Source organism: Fictibacillus halophilus (assembly GCF_016401385.1).
GTDB lineage: Bacteria > Bacillota > Bacilli > Bacillales > Fictibacillaceae > Fictibacillus > Fictibacillus halophilus.
On record NZ_JAEACF010000001.1, the window covers coordinates 3,347,568 to 3,370,880 of the forward strand.

25 protein-coding genes are annotated in these 23,313 nt (G+C 41.9%); 2 read left to right on the forward strand and 23 right to left on the reverse strand.

Annotated features, from left to right (window positions below):
- Positions 1 to 108: 108 nt before the first annotated feature.
- Complete coding sequence (locus I5J82_RS17055) at positions 109 to 1,395, reverse strand: adenylosuccinate synthase (protein WP_066399511.1); 1,287 nt, start codon at positions 1,393 to 1,395, stop codon at positions 109 to 111.
- Between the two features lie 218 nt (positions 1,396 to 1,613).
- Between I5J82_RS17055 and I5J82_RS17060 the strand changes: the two genes are divergently transcribed.
- Positions 1,614 to 2,018, forward strand: a complete 405-nt coding sequence (locus tag I5J82_RS17060) for a UPF0158 family protein (protein ID WP_198768836.1) — start codon at positions 1,614 to 1,616, stop codon at positions 2,016 to 2,018.
- An 18-nt stretch (positions 2,019 to 2,036) separates the two neighbouring features.
- Here the strand turns inward: I5J82_RS17060 and dnaB are convergent, their stop codons facing one another.
- The 10 genes from dnaB to I5J82_RS17110 all read right to left on the reverse strand — a co-directional run bounded on the left by dnaB (position 2,037) and on the right by I5J82_RS17110 (position 11,390).
- A complete protein-coding gene (dnaB, locus tag I5J82_RS17065) occupies positions 2,037 to 3,401 on the reverse strand; it encodes a replicative DNA helicase (protein WP_066244236.1) in 1,365 nt (454 codons plus the stop codon).
- Positions 3,402 to 3,614: 213 nt separating this feature from the next.
- The gene (gene rplI / locus I5J82_RS17070) at positions 3,615 to 4,058 is read right to left on the reverse strand and encodes a 50S ribosomal protein L9 (protein ID WP_197132754.1); all 444 of its coding nucleotides are present in this window, start codon (positions 4,056 to 4,058) and stop codon (positions 3,615 to 3,617) included.
- Positions 4,055 to 6,028, reverse strand: coding sequence for a DHH family phosphoesterase (locus I5J82_RS17075; protein ID WP_198768837.1), 1,974 nt, complete (start codon positions 6,026 to 6,028; stop codon positions 4,055 to 4,057). Before I5J82_RS17075 ends, rplI begins: the two co-directional genes overlap by 4 nt.
- 11 nt (positions 6,029 to 6,039) lie before the next feature.
- Entirely contained in the window at positions 6,040 to 6,984 is a 945-nt protein-coding gene (locus I5J82_RS17080) for a YybS family protein (RefSeq protein ID WP_198768838.1), read from the reverse strand.
- A gap of 461 nt (positions 6,985 to 7,445) precedes the next feature.
- On the reverse strand, positions 7,446 to 7,679 hold the full coding sequence (gene rpsR, locus I5J82_RS17085) for a 30S ribosomal protein S18 (RefSeq protein ID WP_066399523.1): 234 nt from the start codon (positions 7,677 to 7,679) through the stop codon (positions 7,446 to 7,448).
- 57 nt (positions 7,680 to 7,736) lie between these two features.
- A complete protein-coding gene (ssb, locus tag I5J82_RS17090; protein WP_066399530.1) occupies positions 7,737 to 8,282 on the reverse strand; it encodes a single-stranded DNA-binding protein in 546 nt (181 codons plus the stop codon).
- 21 nt (positions 8,283 to 8,303) lie between these two features.
- Positions 8,304 to 8,594, reverse strand: a complete 291-nt coding sequence (rpsF, locus tag I5J82_RS17095) for a 30S ribosomal protein S6 (RefSeq protein ID WP_066399533.1) — start codon at positions 8,592 to 8,594, stop codon at positions 8,304 to 8,306.
- Between the two features lie 404 nt (positions 8,595 to 8,998).
- Positions 8,999 to 10,096 (reverse strand): redox-regulated ATPase YchF, encoded by a 1,098-nt coding sequence (ychF, locus tag I5J82_RS17100; RefSeq protein WP_144696568.1) that lies wholly within the window; start codon positions 10,094 to 10,096, stop codon positions 8,999 to 9,001.
- A gap of 197 nt (positions 10,097 to 10,293) precedes the next feature.
- Positions 10,294 to 10,491 (reverse strand): DUF951 domain-containing protein, encoded by a 198-nt coding sequence (locus I5J82_RS17105; protein ID WP_066244210.1) that lies wholly within the window; start codon positions 10,489 to 10,491, stop codon positions 10,294 to 10,296.
- Between the two features lie 14 nt (positions 10,492 to 10,505).
- On the reverse strand, positions 10,506 to 11,390 hold the full coding sequence (locus tag I5J82_RS17110) for a mechanosensitive ion channel family protein (protein ID WP_198768839.1): 885 nt from the start codon (positions 11,388 to 11,390) through the stop codon (positions 10,506 to 10,508).
- 224 nt (positions 11,391 to 11,614) lie between these two features.
- Here I5J82_RS17110 and yyaC point away from each other — a divergent pair, with 224 nt between their 5' ends.
- Positions 11,615 to 12,247: a spore protease YyaC gene (yyaC, locus tag I5J82_RS17115; protein ID WP_198768840.1), complete on the forward strand. Its 633-nt coding sequence runs from the start codon at positions 11,615 to 11,617 to the stop codon at positions 12,245 to 12,247.
- 39 nt (positions 12,248 to 12,286) lie between these two features.
- On the opposite strand, the gene I5J82_RS17120 is transcribed toward yyaC, so the two are convergent.
- From I5J82_RS17120 to rpmH, 12 genes are all read right to left on the reverse strand, one after another.
- Positions 12,287 to 13,021: a DUF554 domain-containing protein gene (locus I5J82_RS17120; protein ID WP_198768841.1), complete on the reverse strand. Its 735-nt coding sequence runs from the start codon at positions 13,019 to 13,021 to the stop codon at positions 12,287 to 12,289.
- Positions 13,022 to 13,279: 258 nt separating this feature from the next.
- Entirely contained in the window at positions 13,280 to 14,122 is an 843-nt protein-coding gene (locus I5J82_RS17125) for a ParB/RepB/Spo0J family partition protein (protein WP_198768842.1), read from the reverse strand.
- Positions 14,103 to 14,876, reverse strand: a complete 774-nt coding sequence (locus I5J82_RS17130) for a ParA family protein (protein WP_191755486.1) — start codon at positions 14,874 to 14,876, stop codon at positions 14,103 to 14,105. The genes I5J82_RS17125 and I5J82_RS17130 overlap by 20 nt, the downstream gene beginning before the upstream one ends.
- Positions 14,877 to 15,324: 448 nt before the next feature.
- A complete protein-coding gene (noc, locus tag I5J82_RS17135) occupies positions 15,325 to 16,188 on the reverse strand; it encodes a nucleoid occlusion protein (protein WP_066399545.1) in 864 nt (287 codons plus the stop codon).
- Between the two features lie 127 nt (positions 16,189 to 16,315).
- Positions 16,316 to 17,032 (reverse strand): 16S rRNA (guanine(527)-N(7))-methyltransferase RsmG, encoded by a 717-nt coding sequence (gene rsmG / locus I5J82_RS17140; protein ID WP_198768843.1) that lies wholly within the window; start codon positions 17,030 to 17,032, stop codon positions 16,316 to 16,318.
- A gap of 17 nt (positions 17,033 to 17,049) precedes the next feature.
- Entirely contained in the window at positions 17,050 to 18,936 is a 1,887-nt protein-coding gene (gene mnmG / locus I5J82_RS17145; RefSeq protein ID WP_198768844.1) for a tRNA uridine-5-carboxymethylaminomethyl(34) synthesis enzyme MnmG, read from the reverse strand.
- 18 nt (positions 18,937 to 18,954) lie between these two features.
- Positions 18,955 to 20,331 carry a tRNA uridine-5-carboxymethylaminomethyl(34) synthesis GTPase MnmE gene (gene mnmE, locus I5J82_RS17150; RefSeq protein WP_198768845.1) on the reverse strand — a complete coding sequence of 459 codons (1,377 nt, stop codon included), beginning with the start codon at positions 20,329 to 20,331 and terminating at the stop codon, positions 18,955 to 18,957.
- A 273-nt stretch (positions 20,332 to 20,604) separates the two neighbouring features.
- On the reverse strand, positions 20,605 to 21,237 hold the full coding sequence (gene jag, locus I5J82_RS17155; protein WP_066399554.1) for an RNA-binding cell elongation regulator Jag/EloR: 633 nt from the start codon (positions 21,235 to 21,237) through the stop codon (positions 20,605 to 20,607).
- Complete coding sequence (spoIIIJ, locus tag I5J82_RS17160) at positions 21,234 to 22,004, reverse strand: YidC family membrane integrase SpoIIIJ (RefSeq protein ID WP_137791320.1); 771 nt, start codon at positions 22,002 to 22,004, stop codon at positions 21,234 to 21,236. The genes jag and spoIIIJ overlap by 4 nt, the downstream gene beginning before the upstream one ends.
- Before the next feature lie 37 nt (positions 22,005 to 22,041).
- The gene (gene yidD, locus I5J82_RS17165) at positions 22,042 to 22,269 is read right to left on the reverse strand and encodes a membrane protein insertion efficiency factor YidD (protein ID WP_082861542.1); all 228 of its coding nucleotides are present in this window, start codon (positions 22,267 to 22,269) and stop codon (positions 22,042 to 22,044) included.
- A 5-nt stretch (positions 22,270 to 22,274) separates the two neighbouring features.
- The gene (gene rnpA / locus I5J82_RS17170; RefSeq protein ID WP_198768846.1) at positions 22,275 to 22,622 is read right to left on the reverse strand and encodes a ribonuclease P protein component; all 348 of its coding nucleotides are present in this window, start codon (positions 22,620 to 22,622) and stop codon (positions 22,275 to 22,277) included.
- Between the two features lie 190 nt (positions 22,623 to 22,812).
- On the reverse strand, positions 22,813 to 22,947 hold the full coding sequence (rpmH, locus tag I5J82_RS17175) for a 50S ribosomal protein L34 (RefSeq protein ID WP_007201576.1): 135 nt from the start codon (positions 22,945 to 22,947) through the stop codon (positions 22,813 to 22,815).
- Positions 22,948 to 23,313: the final 366 nt, after the last annotated feature.

Below are 23,313 nucleotides of genomic sequence, written 5' to 3' on the forward strand. Positions count from 1 at the left end.
TCAAAAAAACTTTCAAATGCTCACTAAAGCCTTCAAAATCCCCTCAAAAAGGCGCGATTTAACCCCCAAAAAAAGAAAGCCCCTCGTTCCCAAGGGGCCACAAAATATTTACGCGAATACGCCTCTTACCATGTTTGTTTGTGCACGGTCTGGTCCAACTGAGAAGATAGAAAGTGGAATACCCGTTACTTGCGAGATACGCTCTACATAATGACGCGCGTTTTCCGGAAGCTCTCCAAGATCCTTCACACCTGTAATATCTTCTGTCCAACCTGGCATCTCTTCAAATACAGGCTCACATTGAGCAAGCTCTTTAAGACTCGCTGGGAATTCGTACGTTAGTTCACCTTTGTATTTGTAAGCTACACAGATTTTCAACGTTTCAATACCTGTTAGAACGTCGATTGAGTTCAAAGAAAGATCCGTGATCCCTGAAACGCGACGAGCATGACGAACAACTACTGCGTCAAACCAACCTACACGGCGTGGACGTCCAGTTGTTGTACCGTACTCACGGCCAACTTCACGAATTTGGTTACCAACTTCATCGTGAAGCTCAGTTGGGAAAGGACCATCACCAACACGTGTTGTATACGCTTTTGAAACACCTACAACATGGTTGATCTTAGACGGACCAACACCAGAACCGATCGTTACTCCCCCTGCGATAGGGTTTGATGACGTTACGAAAGGATAAGTTCCTTGGTCGATATCAAGCATTACACCTTGTGCGCCTTCAAAAAGAACACGACGGCCATCGTCTAATGCATCGTTCAGAACAACTGATGTATCGACTACATATTTTTTAATTTGTTGGCCGTATTCATAATACTCATCTAAGATCTCTTCTTTTGTGAATCCTTCTGATTCGTAGATGCGTTCGAATAAACGATTCTTTTCCGCTAAGTTGCGCTCAAGTTTTTCTTCAAATTCTTCACGATCTAAAAGGTCAGCGATACGGATTCCGATACGAGCTGCTTTATCCATGTAAGCAGGGCCGATTCCTTTTTTCGTTGTACCGATCTTATTAGCTCCCTTGCTCTCTTCCTCTAAGATATCTTGACGAAGGTGATAAGGAAGAATCACGTGCGCACGGTTAGAGATACGAAGGTTGTCCGTACTTACTCCGTGGCTATGAAGGTAAGCAAGTTCTTCAAGAACTGCTTTCGGATCGACAACCATTCCGTTTCCGATCACGCAGATTTTATCTTTATAAAAGATTCCAGATGGAATAAGGTGAAGCTTGTACTTCTTACCTTCAAATACGATTGTATGACCAGCGTTGTTACCGCCTTGGTATCTAGCTACTACTTCTGCTTTTTCTGAGAGATAATCGGTAATCTTACCTTTTCCTTCATCTCCCCATTGTGTTCCTACTACTACTACTGATGACATGGTTGCACCTCCATGAAATTAACGATTGACGAATTTATCATCTAATCTTGAAAACCATGCTTAGTTTAGCAATATATCTGATAGAAGTCAATTAAAAACACGAACAATTAAAGATAAATTGATTTTTTCGTTCGTGATAATTTTACATTTCTATAGCCAGAAGATCTAAAACCTTATCGTATCCTGTAGTATTCACCTTTTTTAGGAGGTACGATTACTTGCTTATCGAAAAATTAATGGTGGCTTATATGGATACAAAAGCGAACCACATCTATTATTTAGACAAAAATGAACAAACGATACTGCTTGATGCGATCGAGCCGGGTGGTCTTCCCAACCTAGAATTTTTAGATGCCGATGAACCAGAGCGATTTATTGAGATTCCAAAGGTGATGAACGTTGAATCCTTCAGCTGGATGGTTGAATTTGAGAGCTTTCATCAAAACAGCGAACTGCTACACGCGTTAAATGAGGATGAGCCTTTTGAACGTTTTACCGAAAAAGTGAGTGAACTTAATCTCCATGAAAAATGGCAGACGTTTCAAAAAGATAAAGTAAAAAGCAGAATAGAAATGTGGTTAACTGAAAATAAAGTCAAAGAAATACAAAAGCAGCCGGAATAATAATTCCAGCTGCTTTTTTTATGCGCCTGGTGGTATGGCACTTTCATCGTGCCGCCGGTCCAGGTTAACGAACTTGTTATATTCTTTTACGAAAGCGAGCTCTACCGTCCCAGTAGGACCGTTACGCTGCTTAGCGATGATGATCTCGATGATGTTCTTCGCTTCTGTTTCTTTGTCGTAATAATCATCACGATATAAAAAGGCTACGATATCGGCATCCTGCTCGATGGAACCTGATTCACGAATATCGGACATCATCGGACGCTTGTCCTGACGAGATTCAACTCCACGTGATAACTGTGAAAGGGCAATAACTGGCACTTCCAGCTCACGAGCAAGTGCTTTAAGGGAACGAGAGATCTCAGAAACCTCCTGTTGGCGGTTTTCGCCTGATTTCCCGCTACCCATAATGAGCTGCAAGTAATCGATCAGGATCATTCCTAGGCCTTTCTCCTGCTTCAGACGACGGCATTTCGCACGAATATCGTTAATACGGATACCCGGCGTGTCATCGATATAGATACCAGCCGCAGACAAGCTTCCCATAGCCATCGTAAGCTTCTGCCAGTCTTCAGGCAAAAGTGACCCTGTACGAAGACGCTGTGCATCTAGATTCCCCTCTGCACAAAGCATACGCATAACAAGCTGCTCAGCACCCATCTCTAGACTGAATATCGCCACATTCTCATCTGTCTTTGTCGCAACGTTCTGTGCGATGTTCAGAGCAAACGCGGTTTTACCTACCGATGGACGAGCGGCCACGATGATCAGGTCGTTTCGCTGAAATCCGGCCGTCATTCGGTCTAGGTCGTTAAAGCCCGTCGGTATCCCCGTTATATCACCTTTACGGTTATGAAGAGCTTCAATGTTGTCGTAAGCGTGAACCAAGACATCCTTAATCGCTGTAAAAGCGCTCGTGTTCTTACGGTTCGCTACTTCTAAAATCGACTTCTCCGCTTCGTTCAGAATCGCTTCTACTTCTTCTTCACGCGCATAGCTGTTCGCGGTAATATCAGTCGCTGTACGGATCAAACGGCGAAGCAGAGATTTCTCTTCAACGATCTTGCTGTAATACTCAATGTTCGCAGCCGTCGGAGAACTATCCGCCAACTCTGTTAAGAAGGATAAGCCGCCGACTTCATCCAGCTGGTTCTTGTCCTGAAGCTCTGACGTAACAGTAATGAGATCGACCGGCTCGCCTTTTGCGTTCAGGTCGAGCATCACGCGATAGATTCTTTGATGAGTGGCACGATAAAAATCTTCCGGAAGCAGAATCTCAGATGCCGTAATAAGAGCTTCGGGCTCTAAAAAGATCGCACCAAGAACAGCCTGCTCCGCTTCAATATTTTGCGGCGGTATACGATCAGCAAATAAATCACTCATAGTAGTTCCTCCTTTCTTCACTAGTAATGGTTTGTATATGGTTTAAGAGCTTTAAATTAGTTTGGTTTTTGGCTCCAAGTATAGGTTGATCGGAGTGTAAGATGCGAGACTCCTGGGGGATCAGCGGGACAGGTGAGCCCCCCGGAAAGCGAGCATCTGAAACGGAGATCAACGCTTTCTATCCCCGCAAAAAAACCGGGAAAACCCGGCTTTTTATTCTTCTGTTACGTGTACTTTTACAGTTGCCGTAACCTGTTGGTGCACCTTAATCGAAACATTCGTGTAACCAAGTGCTTTAATCGGCTCAGCAAGCTCGATCTTACGCTTATCGATCTTAATTCCTTGCTCTTTCAAGCCATCAGCAATCTGTTTACTTGTCACAGATCCGAAAACGCGGCCACCTTCACCTGTTTTCGTTTTAATCGTAACGGTCATCTCAGCAAGTTTTGCTTTTAACGCTTCAGCCTCTTCTAATTGAGCTTGTTGCTTCTTCTCTTCGCTCTTCTGTTGGCCTTGAAGTGTTGCCATAGCGCCTGACGTAGCTTCTGAAGCTAAGTTCTTCGGAAATAAGAAGTTACGTGCATAGCCTTCAGAAACGTTCTTAACTTCGCCTTTTTTGCCTTTACCCTTTACATCTTGAAGAAAAATTACTTTCATTCCTCTTCTCCCCCTTCAATATACTCATCAATAATACGTTTTAAATGTATTTCCGCTTCATCAATCGAGCTGTTTTCAATCTGGCAGGCCGCGTTTGTAAGATGTCCTCCGCCTTCCAGTCTCTCCATGATCATCTGCACGTTGATGTCCCCAAGTGAACGAGCACTGATGCTTACTCTGCCGTCAATGCGATTTGCAATAACAAAGGATGCTTGAATCCCGTTCATGGTTAATAGTATATCTGCCGCCTGAGCGATGACTACTTGATTGTATGCATCCTCAGGAGAGCTCTTGGCAATTACGATGCCTTTTTTATAAACATCCGCACTCTCAATGAGCTTCGAACGTCTTGTATACGTGTTTAAATCTTCTTTTAAAAACTTTTGAACAAGGATCGTGTCTGCACCATGCGCTCTTAAATAAGATGCAGCATCAAACGTACGAGATCCTGTTCTGAGGGTGAAACTCTTCGTATCAACGATAATACCCGCAAGAAGGGCTGTTGCTTCAAGCATACGCATCTTCAATCGCTTCGGCTGGTATTCGAGTAGTTCGGTTACAAGCTCAGCTGTAGATGAAGCATATGGCTCCATGTACACAAGCACCGGATCTTTAATGAACTCCTCACCACGGCGATGGTGATCGATGACCACGACATGATCAAGCTTGAATAACAGTTTTTCTTCAATAACCATCGTCGGTTTATGTGTATCAACTACGACTAAAAGTGTATCTCGCGATGCGAGCTCCAGCGCTTCCTCAGGCGAGATAAAGAACTTCCAGATCGATTCTGTTTCTTTTAGTTCATCCATCAAGCGCTGAACGCCGATGTCGATATTGGCTTGGTCGAGTACGATATACCCGTCTTTTCCATTCACTTGAGCGACCTTTAAGATCCCGATTGCAGAACCGATGGAGTCCATATCCGGATTCTTATGCCCCATGATGATGACCTTGTCACTATCTGCCACCAATTCACTCAATGCATGTGAGATGACGCGAGCACGTACGCGGGTACGTTTTTCAACAGGATTTGTTTTCCCTCCATAGAAACGTACTTTTCCATTCGTCTGCTTGATCGCAACTTGGTCGCCTCCGCGTCCAAGAGCAAGATCTAGACTCGATTGAGACAGCTGTCCTAGCTCAGGAAGTGACGATGTTCCCGCCGCAACCCCAATACTGAGCGTAAGGGAGATATTCTGCTTAGCTGTTGATTCTCTAACCTCATCTAGTACGCTAAACTTATTTTTCTCCAACTCATAAAGGATGCGCTGGTTAAATACAGCTAAAAACCGCTCCGAAGACGTTCGTTTAAGGAAGATGCCGTGTACGTTCGCCCATTCATTCAACACAGACGTCACTTTTGAGTTGATCGTAGAACGAAACTGGTCATCTAGTCCTTGCGTTACTTCTTCATAGTTATCGAGATAGATAATCGCCATGACCGTTTGTTCTTCATCGTACAAACGCTCAAGATCTAACTGCTCGGTTACATCAAAAAAGTAAAGCAGTCTATCTTCTTTTTTAAAGTTCACTTGAAATCTATGTGTATTGATCTTTATAACTTCTTCCTTCGCATCACTCTTGATATAAGGAATCAGTTCTTCTGAAACATGGTTTAGAGAATGGCCGATAAAGGACTCTTCTTCAATTAGGGATCCCATGTATGGATTCGCCCATTCGATCTTAAAATCCTCATCATACAAAATAATCCCGATCGGCATTTCCATCAACGCTTCTTCTCCCACCTTCTTTAAGCGGTGAGAAAGCGTAGAAATATAATCGCCCAGCTCCTCTTGAAAACTAGCTTCGGCTTTCATGGCATAATAAAACAAACCACCTAGCAGCACGAAGCCTGCCATTCCGATCATCCAATGAAAATACGTGATGATGCTTACCAGAACAACAGAAGTTACAAATAAGGCGATGACGGGATAACCATGCCACCGTTTTAGTAAAAACTTTGGCATACTTTCAGCTCCTACTGTTTTGGTTTCAACCGTTTTTTGATCATAAATCCTAAATCAATTATACCTAAGAATTTAACGACTTCCAGAGGAATCGGCAGGAAAGAGTTCAGTAAAAACAAGAGTATAATCAACAATATGATTCTTTTTCTCTTCCAATTCTTTATCCAGGCATAATAAAAAATAACTGTGAAACCTTGTAATATAAGTACAAACGATAATATCATATACAAATTTATCGTTACAATATATAAAGACGTACCCTTTTCAGGCATACTAAATGTTAAAACAATCGCTATAATATAATACCACAAAAACGATTTTGGCAGGTTCCACTCACGAAATGGAGGGAACGATGGCACATCATAACGCATTCTTTTCATCAGCATTCTTGCGGCGATATGCGTTAAGAAGGCAAGGATGACAGCTCCTCCAATAATATATGTCGGAAGCATCATCGGGATCAATTCTGCCTGCTCTTTAAATCTTTCAATCTGGGTAGGATCTTGTCCACCCGATTTATAAAAATCTTCTGCTGTTCCTATCGCACTTTGAAACTGAGTCTCTAATTCTTTTACAAAATTGATGCCCATGAATACTTGAGCGATAGCGAGCGTTCCTAACATGTTCACAATGTTAGACAGACTCGCACCGAGCAGAACCGCAAACGCGGGTTTTTTTCTTCTATAAAGTTCCCCCATCACGATTCCAGTCAAACCAGCAAACAGGGTGACAATAATACCGTTAAGCCCCGCAAATGCTAATGAAACACCAAACGTGACCGCCCATAAAAGCAAACCCGCTTTAAGATCTTGCCGGTACAAGTAGATGATAAACGGAAGCGGCAAAATAAATAACGAGACCAAGCTAAATAACGGTATGTACATACTGATCAAAAAAAGAAGCGTATAAATGCCCGAAACAACGGCACCTTCCACCAATACTTTAGTATTGCGCATGATTCACCTCATAAAATTCTTCATATGTTCTAATTGTAGTGACATAACCACCGTAATTCAACTTAAACGATAATTCTAGCATAGACGTACTTGAAGCGAAGTAAACAAATTATGGAAGGTTGTTGAGTATTGGGTCGAATTTAAGGGGAATACACCTGTTTTTAGGGAGATTTTGTGTGAAAAAGTGATTGGGGTAGCCTTGGAAGCTACTACGGTGATTCAATACAGGGGGTTCGGTCCTTTCGCAGCCGATTTTTCAAGGGACATGAAGAGGAATCCAAAAATTTTGAGGTCCAATCCACGAATTTTATACCTGAATCCTAAAGTTTTAGCTGTTTATCCACGAGTTTTAGTCTTTTATCCGCAAGTCTACAATCCTCGACAAAAGTCGACGCGCCTGCAACCTTCTATTATCACAAAAAACGCAGCCAGGAAAACCCAGCTGCGCTCTTTAAACGATCTTATTCAGATACATATGGTAACAATGCCATATGACGAGAGCGTTTGATCGCACGAGTCAATTGACGTTGATATTTAGCAGATGTACCAGTTACACGACGAGGAAGAATCTTACCGCGCTCAGAAACGAAACGCTTTAAAAGATCAGTGTCCTTGTAGTCGATGTAAGTGATTTTGTTTACAGTGAAGAAACAAACCTTACGACGCTTTTGGCGTCCACCACGACGTCCAGCCATAGTTGGTCCCCTCCTTTAGATTTATTTTATATATTCCGATTCATAGTTTACGTTAGTTTAAAATGGCAAATCGTCATCAGAGATGTCGATTGGCGTGCCATCATTTGCAAACGGGTCATCGTTGAAGTTATTACGTTTTGGATTCTGCTGTTGTTGCTGTCCTCCAAAGCCGTTGTCACTTCCATAGCTGCGGTTCTGATTTTGCTGCCCAAATCCGCGGTCATTTGATGGTCCACCAAAGTTGTTGCTGTTGCCTTGATATTGCTGGCCTCCAGCATTAGCGTTTTTAGGTTCAAGGAATTGAACACTTTCTGCCATTACTTCAGTAACATACACTCTTTGACCCTGCTGGTTCTCGTAAGAACGAGTTTGCAAACGTCCATCCACTCCTGCAAGCGATCCCTTTTTCAAGAAGTTCGCTACATTTTCAGCGGGCTTACGCCATACGACACAGTTAATGAAATCTGCTTCGCGCTCACCTTGCTGATTCGAAAAAGGTCGATTGACAGCAAGTGTGAAATTAGCAACAGCCACACCGTTTGGAGTGTACTTTAATTCTGGGTCTTTTGTTAAACGTCCCACCAGTACTACTCGATTTAGCATTCAGAACCACTCCTTAAAGGATTAATTTCTTTCGTCTACGATTGTCATGAAACGAAGAACATCTTCGTTGATCTTCATAAGACGGTCGAATTCATTAATCGCTTCGTTTGGAGCGTTAACTTCCAATAGCGTGTAATATCCATCGCGGAAGTCATTGATTTCGTAAGCTAAACGCTTTTTACCCATTTCCTTTTCGTTCGCGATCTCCGCACCGTTGTCAGTTAGGATGCTTTTCGCACGCTCTTTCGTTGCCTTAAGAGCTTCCTCTTCGATATTCGGACGGACGATGTACATAATTTCGTACTTTTTCATTCCGTTCACCTCCTTTTGGTCTAAGCGGCCCAAAAACAAATATTTAAGGGCAAGGAGAAAATCATCATAACAAGATTTGTTGACAATTAACTCACAATAAAGAATTATATCAAAACATCTTGCATAAAACAAGCATCTCTTAAGAGAAAGCATAAAAAAGAGGAAAAGCGATTGCTTTTCCTTCGATTTTCTATATTACTTAGGTTGTATTAAAAAATGCATTTGAATTGATTTTTTTTAAAAACTTCACTGACTAGTTGAATGGAGTGTAAGGTGCAAGACTCCTGCGGGACAAGCGGTCAGGTGAGACCCTTAATGGCACGAAGCGGTAAGGGGCTCACCGCCTGCCCCGCGGAAAGCGAAGCACCTGCAACGGAAATCAACCTTTTCACAGCAGTCTTTTATTAAACATTAAAACGGAAATGAACAACATCTCCATCTTTCATCTCATATTCCTTACCTTCAAGACGAACTTTACCTTTTTCTTTAGCAGCTGCCATGTTTCCTGCAGCCATCAGGTCATCATAAGCTACAATCTCTGCACGGATAAATCCTCTTTCAAAATCCGTGTGAATGATTCCCGCACAAGCAGGAGCCTTCATGCCTTTACGGAACGTCCAAGCACGTACTTCTTGAACACCCGCTGTAAAGTAAGTAGCTAGACCTAGGAGTGAATAAGAAGCACGGATCAATTTATCAAGACCCGCTTCTTCAATACCTAGCTCACCTAAGAATGCCATCTTTTCGTCGCCATCAAGCTCTGCGATTTCTTCTTCAACTTTTGCACAAATTACGATAACTTCAGCATTTTCACGAGCCGCATATTCTTTTACCGCTTCAACGTGCTCGTTCGTTCCTTCTAAAAGCTCATCTTCACTTACGTTAGCAACGTAAAGGATCGGCTTCATTGTAAGAAGGTGCATCGTGTGAACAATCTTCTTCTCTTCAGGCGTCAGATCAACACTGCGTGCAGGAAGTTCTTGCATAAGAGCTTCTTTAATCTTTGAAAGAACAGCAAACTCAGCTACAGCTTCTTTGTCTTTAGACTTTGCAAGCTTTTCAACACGTGCAACACGCTTATCGATTGACTCTAGATCAGCAAAAATCAGCTCAAGGTTGATTACTTCAATATCATCGATCGGATTCACTTTTCCGTGAACGTGCGTGATGTTTTCATCATCAAAACAACGAACAACCTGAAGAATCGCATCTGTTTGACGGATGTGAGATAAGAATTTGTTTCCTAATCCTTCTCCTTTGCTCGCACCTTTTACGATTCCAGCGATATCTGTAAATTCAAAAGTTGTAGGAACTACTTTTTTCGGCTGTACCATCTCTGTTAATTTTTGAAGACGGTTGTCAGGTACTTCAACGATCCCAACGTTCGGATCAATCGTACAGAACGGATAGTTTGCAGATTCAGCACCTGCTTGTGTAATAGCGTTAAACAATGTGGATTTACCAACGTTCGGTAAACCAACGATTCCAGTTGTAAGAGCCACTGTTCATTCACTCCTCTGTTTTATATAAAGCTTAGAAAACCTAAGACTTTTCATTCTAATAAAAAAATATCCTTCCCAATTATAGGTTTTATCATCTTAAAAAACAAGAAGAACCGGGTCGTGTAACCCGGTTCAAACGTTTAATCATTTTCGGAAATTCGTTCGCGTGTTTTTTGTTTCACGTGAAACAGGAATTGTTACTCTCCTGGAGAGGATAAGACCTTCTTAATTTTTTTAGCAAATTCAGCTCTTGGCAGCATCACGCTATGCTGACAGCCCATACATTTAATCCTAATATCAGCACCCATCCGAATCACTTTCCAACGATTCGTTCCACATGGATGCTGTTTTTTCATTTCTACTTCATCGTGAAGTTGAAATTCTTTTTGCTGCATCTTTCAGCTCTCCCTTATTTATTTTCTTTTGGAACTGGTTCTTTTTGATACGTGACCATTTTAGGATATGGAATTTCGATCCCTGCTACTTCAAGTTCATGTTTTAACGTTTTACGAAGTTCACGTGCGATCTTAAAGTGTGTCATCGGAAGCACCTCTGCTGTTACACGGATTACAACTTCTGATGCACCAAGCATCTGAACACCTAATACTTCTGGTTCTTTAACCATCTCAGGATAGTTCGGCTTAGCGTTTTTCACTACATCCTCAATAATTTTTTGAGCTTTATCGATATCCTCTTCATAAGCAATGCTCAAGTCAACGACTGCGATGCTGTTATGAACAGAAAAATTCGTAACTTCTGTGATAGACGAATTCGGCAGGATATGCAATTCTCCTGTCCAGCTTTTAATTTTTGTCGTTCTTAATCCAATTTCTTCAACGGTTCCTTCAAAGTTTGTGATCCGTACCGTGTCTCCGACAGAGAACTGGTTCTCGAAGATAATGAAGAAGCCTGTAATGATATCTTTTACAAGACTTTGGGCACCAAAACCAATCGCTAGTCCAACCACTCCGGCACCGGCAAGAATCGCTTTAATATCTACACCGAACTCCGTTAATATGGTCAAGATCGCTACAAAATAAATAACATAAGAAGCAACATTATCTAACAGTCTAAATAGCGTGTTCTCTCTTCTCTCACTTAAACGTAGAGGAGATTTCAGTCGAACTTTAAAAACATTAGCAATCGCTGCTTTTACGATATATTTGAAAATAATTGCGAGTATTATGATTCCTACGATCTTTACGCTCGTAGTAGCAATGCCTGTCCACCATTCTTTATCGGAAAAAAATGTGACAGCTTTTTCTGCAGTTTCCGGTAAGTTAGCACCTGCCAATGGATCATCTTCCTCTCTTTGATTATGAAATTATTTAATCAGCTTTTGCTGAGAATATCAAATGTAAATATGTGATCTGTTTTTGAGAAAAACTTCTAGAGTTACGAGTGCACGTGAAACGGGTATAGACTTTAAACAAAAGTCTGTGATTATTGTATTCTACCATGTATAAGAAAAGGAATTCTTCCGTATACTAGTAGAACCATTATAAAGGAGAGGATGTCATGTTCCTCAAACGGAAGCTGGGATTAGGGAAACCCATTCAATATAAATTGCACCACGAAGACAAGGAAGCGATGCTCAGAATCACCGAACAAATTTTACCTATGCTTCCGGAATCAACTCATCAGCCAGTTGTCGTTGTCTGTATAGGAACAGACAGATCGACAGGCGATGCATTAGGACCTCTTGTTGGTACAAAATTGCACAACAAAGATACATTCCCGTTCTTCGTGTACGGCACACTAGATGACCCCGTTCATGCGGTGAATCTAGAAGAAAAGTTAAAGATGATTGCGACCGAGCATCCAGGTGCTTTTGTTATAGGAATTGATGCTTGCTTAGGCCGATTAAACCACGTTGGCATGGTTTCGATCAACGATGGTCCTGTTAAACCAGGAGCTGGCGTTAACAAACAGCTTCCGCCTGTTGGTGATATGCACATTACAGGTATCGTCAACGTTAGTGGATTTATGGAATACTTCGTCCTTCAAAACACACGACTCAGCATTGTAATGAAGATGGCTGATCTGATTGCTGATTCTCTTCATATGGCTTGTTTACGTAAAAAGATTCAACAAAAAAACATGATAGCAAGCACAGAATCTCGTTCACAAGACATTTATAAAATTCAATAGCAAAAGCCGCTTCTAATATCAAAATAGAAGCGGCTTTTTTTACATCAATCCTTGCGAGAACGCTAATATGCTTTCCCATTTTTCAACGATACACACTAGAATTGTTGCGATGAGTAAACCTGGCAGAAGATTTGCGACTCGAATTTTAGCAATGCCAAGCAAATTCAGTCCGATCGCAACGATCATGATGCCACCCGTTCCAGTTATCTCTACAATTAAAGCATCCATTAATTCTTGAGAAACGAAGCGATCGATCTGTGTAGCCATCAAGGCGATCACTCCTTGATATAAAACGACCGGTATAGCAGAGAACATAACACCGATGCCAAGCGTAGAAGTAAATAGGATCGCACAGAATCCATCGATCAACGCTTTTGTATACAGAACATCATGCTGTTGTCTAAGGCCGCTATCGAGCGCACCTACGATCGACATAGCTCCTACAACAAAAACGAGTGTAGCTGTTACAAAACCGGTTGCAACTGAGCCCTTATCTTGTTTTCCTACCTTCGTCTCGAGCCACTTACCGATCGCGTTCAATCGCTCTTCAAGATTCCACCACTCACCTAGAGCGCCGCCGACCGCTAAGCTTGCGATCACGATTAAGAACTGCTCGCTCTTCAGCCCCATTCCGATTCCCAAAATCGTAACAGCCAGAGCCATCGCTTGTAAGATCGTATCTTTATAACGATCAGAAATATTTGTCCAAAACAGTCCTAAAAAGCTTCCTGCAATAATTGCAATACCGTTAACTATCGTACCTAACAGTGACATTTTTTTATGCTCTCCTATCTAAGTAGGTCATCACTAACCATTTAATGAGCTAGATTCAAGATGCTTACTCTCGTTTATACTTTAGCTTTGAAAGTGGTTGATCTCCGTTCCAGACGCTCCCTTCCCGCAGGAGTCTCGCATCTTGCACTCCAATCAACTTCAATGGTGCATTTTAAAACACAAATTTAGAAGCTTTTAGTGACACAAACTCTTAAAGAAATAGCAAAAAAGAAAACCACCTTAGCGATGGTTTTCTGCTTACTTTTCTAACAGCTCTAAAATGCGCTCTAAATCGTCTTGTGAAAAGAATTCGATCTCGATCTTCCCTTTTCGTTTTGATTTCTTAATCGAAACAGAAGTACCAAAACGATCACGGAGAGAAGATTCTTTTTCCTGGAAGAAAACGTTCGCTGGTACTGTTTTTTTCTTTGTTCCACGTGAAACATTCAAATTAATATCAGAAATTAACTTTTCAAGCTGTCTCACGTTTAAGTTTTCATTCAATACCCGTTCAATGACTGGCTGCATTTTTGTCTTTTTCTTAAGGCCAAGCAATGCACGTCCATGCCCCATTGATAATTGTCCATTGGATAAGAGTTCAAGAACAGGTTTTGGAAGCTGAAGCAAACGAATATGGTTTGCGATATGAGGTCTGCTCTTTCCAACTCGAGATGCTAACTCTTCTTGCGTGAGTTTTAAGTGTTCCATCAGCTTCTGATACGCTTGAGCCTCTTCAACAGGGTTCAAATCTTCACGTTGCAAGTTCTCAATAAGAGCAACTTCCATCATTTTTTGTTCGTCATAATCTTTTACGATTACAGGGATTACTTTCAATCCAGCTTCTGAAGCTGCGCGGAATCGTCTTTCACCTAGAACGATTTCAAATCCTTTGATACTTTTCCGTACAACAATGGGTTGAAGAATGCCATGTTCGATAATGGATTCTTTTAGTTCTTCAATGGCTTTTTGGTCAAAAACTTTTCTGGGCTGATACGGATTTGGCCTTAGCTCTGATATACTGACTTCTTTTATCTGCTCTTCTTCCCCTGCTTCTGTTGGCGGAAAGAAGGCATGCAGCCCTTTACCTAACCCTTTCACCAATGCCGATCACTTCCTTCGCAAAATCTAAATAAACATCAGCACCTCGGGATTTTGGATCGTAGATGATGATCGGTTTCCCGTGACTCGGCGCTTCTGATAGTCTAACGTTTCTTGGTATGATGGTTTCATACACTTTATCTTGAAAATATTTTTTTACTTCTTCAATGACTTGAATACCTAAGTTTGTACGTGCATCGAGCATGGTGAGCAGTACACCATCAATCATCAAATCAGTATTTAAATGCTTTTGTACAAGTCGTACTGTGTTTAAAAGCTGGCTTAATCCTTCTAGTGCGTAATATTCGCACTGAACAGGTATGATGACTGAGTCGGAGGCTGTTAATGAATTAATGGTAAGCAGCCCTAATGATGGCGGGCAATCAATGATAATAAAATCATAATTTGAACTTACCTTTTCTAACGCCCTCTTTAACCGAACTTCGCGAGAAATCGTGGGTACGAGTTCAATCTCAGCTCCAGCAAGCTGTATCGTCGAAGGGAGGATATGTAAACCTTCACAGATGGTCTCGACGATCACATCTTTTACTTCCACATCCTCGACAAGAACGTTGTAGATACATTGGTCAATATCCCCTTTATCTACTCCCACACCACTTGTTGCGTTCCCTTGAGGATCTATGTCTACGAGCAATACTTTTTTACCGAAATATGCTAAGCATGCACCAAGGTTGACCGACGTAGTCGTTTTTCCGACTCCGCCTTTCTGGTTGGCTACTGCAATGGTCTTGGCCACGTTGTCACCTACCTCACTTAAAAACATTCATTATCTATTATTCTATCATGAAGAAAATAAAATGACGTACGGAATTATAGAAAAATAAGGATTTATTTTGTCCGGTTCTCTACTGATTGCTTCTAAAATCCAGCCACTGCAGGAATTTAAGCTGAAAAAAGTCAACGAAGGGGAAGTTTGGCTCTTAAAGCTGGTTGGTCATTATACGGAGCGGGGTATTTTCCCTAAGAATCCCTGAAATTCTTGTATCGATTCAGGAAATTTCCGACTTAATCCCGCGAGTTTTGGCTATAATTCCGCGAATTCTTACCATTTATCCGCGAGTCTACAATAATCGACAATTGCTGATTGCCATATACCCCACACCCACTCCATTTCAGCCTGCCCCCAGCACCATCAAACCAACAAAAAAAACCACCAGCTCCCATTCAAGCTGATGGCCTTTTCTTTATTTCTTAGGAATGCGAATCGTGAACTGATAGAACTCCTCATGCTCTTCTTCTTCTGTATCGATAGATAGTCCGCTTTGCACGACCATGTCAACCGACTGTCTTACCGTATTGATCGCTAGTCGCATATCTTTGCTATAGGATTTACGGCGTGACTGAGGTTTCTTTTCCGCTGTCTCAGATTCGATCATTCGTTTCACACGTTCTTCTGTTTGCTTTACATTCAATTGCTTTTCGATGATCTCTTGAAGAACGGCCTCCATCTTTTCAGGAGACTTCAAAACGATCAATGCACGAGCATGACGTTCTGTTACTTTTTTCTGCAAAAGGGCATCTTGAATAGACTGCGGAAGCTTTAACAGACGAAGCTTATTCGCAATGGTAGACTGACCTTTGCCTAACTTTTGAGCAAGGCCTTCTTGTGTAAGTCCGTGCAATTCTAGAAGCTTAGCATACGCCATCGCTTCTTCAATAGCGGTCAACTCTTCTCGCTGAAGGTTCTCAATAAGAGCTACAGAGGCCGTTTGAGAGTCGTCCATCTCTTTAATAATGGCAGGAATCTTTTCCCACCCGAGCTTTTGGACAGCACGCCACCTACGTTCGCCCGCGATCAGCTCGTATTTGTCGTCGCCTATACCTCGAACAACAATGGGCTGGATGATTCCGTGAGCTTCAATCGTCTGTGATAACTCTTCAATTCGTTCATCTATAAAAACCGTACGAGGCTGAAACCGGTTGGGTATGATTCTTTGAACCGGAAGTTGAAGTACTTCTTCGTTGTCGTTTTTTTCAGCTGGTTCTGGATCTAAGGTTTGCTGGCTCTTTTCGCCGATGCCGAATAAACGTGAAAAAGGATGCTTCATGCGAATACACCACCTTTTGTAATCTGCCTGTTAACTAATTCTTCTCTCTAGTTCAATAATCCTGCAAGTCTGTAAAAATCTTTCTTTTATGTAACAGCTGTGTTTCACACAGAAACACAGCATAAGATTATGAAATAGGAGACTTGTTTGGCGTACCTGGTTTACGCGGAAACTTCTTTGGTGTTTCTTTAACTTTATCAATCACAATGATATTGCGTTCACTCTCTTCGATCGGCAATAAGAACGAATGAATATCTTTTACTTTGCCGCCTAAAAGTTTGACTGCTTTTTCTCCGTCTTTTACTTCTTCAGGAAGGTTAGCGCCTTTCATTCCTAAGAAATGTCCACCCACTTTCACAAGTGGTAAACAGAGTTCAGATAGTACAGATAGTCTAGCAACCGCACGAGCTGTCACAAGATCGAACGTCTGTCTAAACTCTGGACGGTGAGCAAAAGTTTCTGCACGGTCATGATACAGAGACACTTCTTCTAAACCAAGTTCATCAACCACGTGCTGCAAAAAGCCGATGCGTTTATTCAGAGAATCAACAACAGTTAGCTTGATCTCTGGAAAAGCGATCTTCAGTGGGATTGCCGGAAATCCTGCTCCAGCCCCCACGTCGCACACCGTGATGTTTTGATTAAAATCAAAATAAAAACCTGCCGTCACAGAATCATAAAAGTGTTTCAGATAAACTTCTTCTTTTTCCGTGATCGCTGTAAGATTCATTTTTTCGTTCCACTCAACAAGCAGGTTAAAATACGTTTCGAACTGTGAAAGCTGCTTTTCTGATAATTCGACTCCCTTTTCCTTTAAGGAAGTTTGAAACAATTCTATATTCATGATTTTCACGTTCCCCCTCAACGGGCGATCTTCGCCAGTTTACCTTGTTCGAGATAGATCAACAGAATGGAGATGTCTGCTGGGTTTACCCCTGATACACGTGATGCCTGCCCGACAGAAAGAGGCCGAACTTCGTGAAGTTTTTGTTTTGCTTCTGTCGCTAGTCCATTGATTGCCATGTAATCAAGATCTACCGGAAGCTTTTTATTTTCCATCTTGCGCATCTTTTCAACTTGTGCGAGCTGTTTATCGATATATCCTGAATATTTCACTTGAATCTCAACCTGCTCCATTACCGTCTCTGGTAATGCTGTTTCTGCTGGCACGAGTTTATGAATGACCGGATATGTGATTTCAGGACGCTTTAACAAGCTTGCAGCAGACATCGGTTCTTTTAATGAAGTCGATTGTGACTCTGCAAGAACTTGCTGCACCATTTCACTCGGTTTGATCGAAACATGCTCGAGTCGATCTATTTCCTGCGCAATTAATGCTTTCTTCTCTTCAAAGCGTTCGTAACGATCTTGTGGTATCAGTCCGATTTCATGACCTTTTTTCGTTAAGCGCAGATCTGCGTTGTCGTGTCTAAGAAGTAAACGGTACTCTGCACGCGATGTTAGAAGGCGATACGGTTCGTTCGTTCCTTTTGTGATTAAGTCGTCAATCAATACTCCGATGTACGCTTCTGAACGATCAAGCACAAGAGGCTCTTTATCTTGAACTTTTAACGCAGCGTTGATTCCCGCCATGAGTCCTTGACCCGCTGCTTCTTCATATCCGCTCGTTCCGTTCAACTGTCCTGCTGTAAAAAGACCATTCACGCGTTTTGTTTCAAGAGATGGCCAAAGTTGTGTAGGCACGATCGCATCATACTCAATCGCATATCCTGCACGCATCAGCTCTGCTTTTTCAAGACCAGGAATCGTTGCTAAGATTCGCTTCTGTACATCTTCCGGAAGACTCGTAGAAAGACCTTGAACGTATACTTCTTCTGTGTTGCGTCCTTCAGGCTCTAAGAAGATCTGATGTCTTGGCTTATCATTGAATCGTACGATTTTATCCTCGATCGATGGACAATATCTCGGTCCAGTACCTTCTATCATGCCAGAATACATCGGTGAACGATGAAGATTTCCGTTGATCAACTGATGCGTTTCGTCACCAGTATAAGTTAGCCAGCAAGGAAGCTGATCTGTGATGTACTCGGTGGTTTCATAAGAAAAAGCACGAGGTACATCATCACCAGGCTGAATTTCTGTTTTTGAATAATCAATCGTCTTGCTGTTCACGCGCGGCGGTGTTCCTGTTTTGAAACGTACCATATCAAAGCCTAACTCTTGCAGATGATAAGACAAGTTGATAGAAGGAGCCATGTTGTTCGGTCCGCTCTCATAAGCAAGCTCTCCGATGATGATCTTCCCTCTTAAGTACGTTCCTGTAGTAAGTACGACCGCTTTTGCCGCGTACTCAGCTCCGGTTTTTGTAATAACCCCTCTACATTCACCGTCTTCGATGATCAGACGCTCTACCATCCCTTGACGTAACGTAAGGTTCTCTGTGTTTTCCATCGTTTTTTTCATTTCATGCTGATACAGATATTTATCCGCTTGCGCGCGCAGCGCACGTACCGCCGGACCTTTTCCTGTGTTCAGCATACGCATTTGAATATGTGTTTTGTCGATGTTACGTGCCATCTCTCCGCCAAGTGCATCGACTTCACGAACGACGATCCCTTTAGCCGGTCCACCAACGGACGGATTACACGGCATATAGGCAACTGTATCTAGGTTCAGTGTTAAACATAACGTTTTAGCGCCCATACGTGCAGAAGCAAGTGCCGCTTCAACACCGGCATGTCCAGCACCTACAACGATCACATCAAACGTATCTGCTTTATATCCCATCGTTTTTACCTCCTTTTTTTATTTTCCTAAACAGAATTGAGAGAACAATTGATCGATCAGACTCTCTGAAACCGTATCTCCTACGATTTCTCCGAGTATCTCCCAAGCTCTTGTAATATCGATCTGTACCATGTCTATAGGTAGATCCGCTTCAATACCGCCCAGTGCCTCATCGATATGATGAATCGTCTGCTGCAGAAGTGCGATATGCCTAGAATTCGATACATATGTTAAGTCTTGCGCTTCGATGCCGCCTGCAAAGAACAGGTTTGCGATCGCTTGCTCTAGTTCATCTATTCCCTCTTCTTTGACTAAAGATGTTGAGATAACAGGTGAATTCTCTGCAAGTTCCTTTATTCGATCCATATCTGCTTTCAATTCAAGATCTGTTTTATTGATAATGACGATCTTATCTAATCCCGCAGCTGCACGAAACAAGTTCTCATCTTCAAGCGAGAGCGCTTCGTTCCCATTGATAACAAGCAAGATCAGATCTGCTTCTTTTAAGACTTTACGTGATTTCTCAACACCGATCTTTTCCACGATGTCTTCTGTCTCACGAATTCCTGCTGTATCAACCAGTCTTAACGGAACGCCTCTTACGTTCACGTACTCTTCAATAACGTCGCGTGTCGTTCCCGCTATATCCGTAACGATCGCTTTATTCTCGTGAACGAGTGCATTCATGAGTGACGACTTACCTACATTCGGTCTTCCGATGATCGCCGTAGACAACCCTTCACGAAGGATCTTTCCTTGGCTTGCCGTCTGCAAAATGGATTCTACTTCTTTCTTCACAGTGAGAAGGTTGTTATTCAATAAAGAATGAGTCATCTCTTCTGCGTCATACTCTGGATAATCGATGTTCACTTCTACATGGGCGATCGTTTCTAATAGCGTTTGTCTAAGACGCATAACAAGTGAAGATAAACGACCTTCCATCTGGTTGAGGGCAACGTTCATCGCACGGTCTGTCTTCGCTCGAATCAAATCCATGACCGCTTCCGCTTGAGATAGATCGATCCTGCCGTTTAAGAAAGCTCGCTTCGTAAATTCTCCTGGTTCCGCTAAGCGCGCTCCCTGCTGAAGAATCAATTGAAGGACTCTGTTCACAGAAACTAAGCCTCCGTGACAGTTGATCTCAACAACATCTTCCCGCGTAAACGTTCGTGGTGCACGCATGACGCTGATCATCACTTCTTCTACCGCTTGATCGAGTTTCGGATCGATCAATTTTCCGTAATGAATCGTATGTGTATCAACCTCAGCGAGACGTTTTGTCCCACTATAGACTTTATCCGCAATGGCTACTGCTTCAGGTCCGCTCAAACGAACGATCGCAATCGCTCCTTCTCCCATTGGAGTGGAGATCGCTGTAATCGTATCAAATTCCATTGTTGTTCACCTCGGCTTTCCTCTTTCTTACGCTCTATATAAAATTACCTTTAGTATGGCCTTAATCCGTTGCTGTGATAAGGGTTAAGTAAAAATGGACATAAATATCCACAATAAAAAATAGTGTATCGCATAATGTGCTCACAGTAAAGAAAACGTGGCTGAAATCAGCCTATAATACCGACCTTAAATGTGCTCGTCGATCCGCTCAACAGCAGTGGCTGTTAGATGAGGCAAACAAAAAGCCTCAGAGGATAAACCTCTGAAGCTTTTTTATCTTTTGCTTGAGGACGTCGGGCGGATTACTACCTTACGAAAAGGTTCTACCCCTTCAGACGTCGTCTCAACATCTCTGTTTTCTTTGAGTGCTAAATGAATCACTTTTCGTTCGTTAGCAGGCATCGGCTCAAAAGCAAAGCTTTTCTTTGTAAAAAACACCTTTTGTGCAGAATGCTCGGCCAAACGTTCGAGTGATTCTTGTCTTCTGGTACGATAGTTTTCAGCATCAAGCACAATTTTCACATGCTTGCTTGCAGGATCTGAGTTTGCAACCATATTCGTTAAAAGCTGTAGCGCATTAAGCGTTTGTCCACGTTTTCCAATTAAAATCGCAATTTTGTCACCGGATAAATCCAGCACAAGATGATCATTTTCCTGTCGCTGTGTGATGGTAACGGGCACTCCCATTTTGGATGTAACATCCTCGAGGTAGTCGATCGCGGATTTAACAGGATCAGCTTTCACTGTTACTTCAACAACTGCTGGCTTCCCGCCAAGTCCAAAGAAACCTTTTTTGGAATCTTCAAGAACGGATATCTCTACTTGATCTTTTGAAGTCTGAAGTTGTTCTAGTGCTGCTGCTACTGCTTCTTCAACCGTTTTCCCTGTTACCTGTACCTTTTTCACTTTTTAGCTCCCCCATCAACTTGGTTTTCTTTCTTTTTCATTGGGGTCGTAATGAAATATGTCTGTCCAATCATGAATATGTTACCGATCACCCAATATAGAGATAGTGCAGCTGGGAAATTAATCGCAAATACAACGATCATAACTGGCATGATGTATAAAAGCATCTTCATCTGCGGGTTTGGATTGTCCATTCCACCCATCATGATCTTCTGTTGTAAGAATGTCGTTAAACCAGCTACTAACGGTAAGATATAAAATGGATCCGGATCTCCTAAGTCAAACCATAGGAAATTATGGTTTGCGATTTCACCCGTACGCATGATCGCGTGGTAAAAACCTAAAAGAATTGGCATTTGAATCAATAAAGGTAAACAACCAGCAAGCGGGTTAACTCCGTTTTTCTGGAATAACGCCATCGTTTCTTGCTGTAATTTCTGTTGAGTGTTCGCATCTTTCGACTTGTACTTTTCACGAAGCTTTTGAATTTCAGGTTGGATCTCTTGCATCGCTTTTGAACTGCGTGTTTGCTTAATCATTAATGGAAGAAGCGCAGTACGGATGATCAACGTAACGATAATGATCGCTAATCCGTAGTTTTCACCAGTTAAGGTCGCAAAGTATGTGATCAACCATGATAACGGATATACAAAATATGTGTCCCAAATTCCGGTTCTGTCTTCTGTGATGGGATCCATCGTCCCACAACCTGATAGGACAGCCATGAGTGCGAAAAGGGCAATCAGTAAACCTATTTTCTTACGCAAACTCTTATCCTCCTTAAAATCATAAATCTTATCTCAATTATTTATTGTCTCTTTTTTCAGGCACGAGGTCAACGCCTCCGGGATGAAAAGGATGGCACTTAGAAATTCTGACAAAAGTTAGCCACATTCCTTTAAAAACACCGTGACGCCTGAAAGCTTCTATGCCGTAATGTGAGCAAGTAGGATAAAAGCGGCATGAAGGCGGTGTTAGCGGAGAAATCCATAGCTGGTAAAAACGAATAATCCCTATAAATAAGGACCTCATTTTTCTTACACCCTCTTTTTTAATACGTTCGCTCTGTTCAAAACATGAAGCAGACTTTTTTCCATCTCGTGAAAGTCCATATTAGCAGTAGGTATTCTCGCGATAACCACGTAATCCCTGCCTGAAAGAAGCTGTTCACTATATTTATGGAAGATTTCTTTAACCGATCGTTTAATTCTGTTTCTCGTAACGGCTTTTCCAACTTTCTTGCTAACAGAAAGACCGATTCGAAAAACAGACTGATCTTCTTTTCTTAAACTGTATATTACAAATTGGCGATTAGCCGTTGATTTTCCTTTTTTGAAGACTTCTTGAAATTCCTCATTTTTTTTGATGCGTTGTTCTTTCTTCATTCATTTAACACTCCATCAATTATGCAATCTCATTCCAAAGTCTTTTTGTTGCGATCATCACCCAGTATCGGCCTGTTTTGTTCATATAAAACCTTTAACTTCGAAAAAACGACCTCGTACAGAAAATACTGACTCGGAGTGAGCAAAATTCTCTCTATAAAAGTAAAAAAAGACCACTGATGTCAGTGGCCTATGCGGATAACACTTTTCTTCCCTTTTGACGACGGCGAGCTAGAACTTTACGACCGTTCTTAGTAGCCATACGTGCACGGAAACCATGTACCTTCTTACGCTTACGGTTGTTTGGTTGAAATGTAGGTTTCATGTATATTACACCTCCCTGAGGATATCTCTTATAAAAGACAGTCTAATAAAGTATAATGACTGACCCATAAATTTGTCAAGCTGGATTTTAAGTTTATGATTTTTTGCAAGTTTTTTGCCTTTGAAAGTGGATGATCTCTGTTTCAAAATGCTTGTGTAGTTCTTGAAAGTAGTTGATTTCCATTCCAGGCTGCTCGCTTTCCGCGGGGCAGGCGGTGAGCCACTTGCCGCTTTGCGCCCTTAAGTGTCTCACCTGACCGCTTGTCCCGCAGGAGTCTCGCACCTTTCACTCCAATCAACAAACTAAAGAAGTTAATAAAAGAAATAAAAGCTAATCCCTCTGTCTGTTAAAAATCAAGTCTAAGCT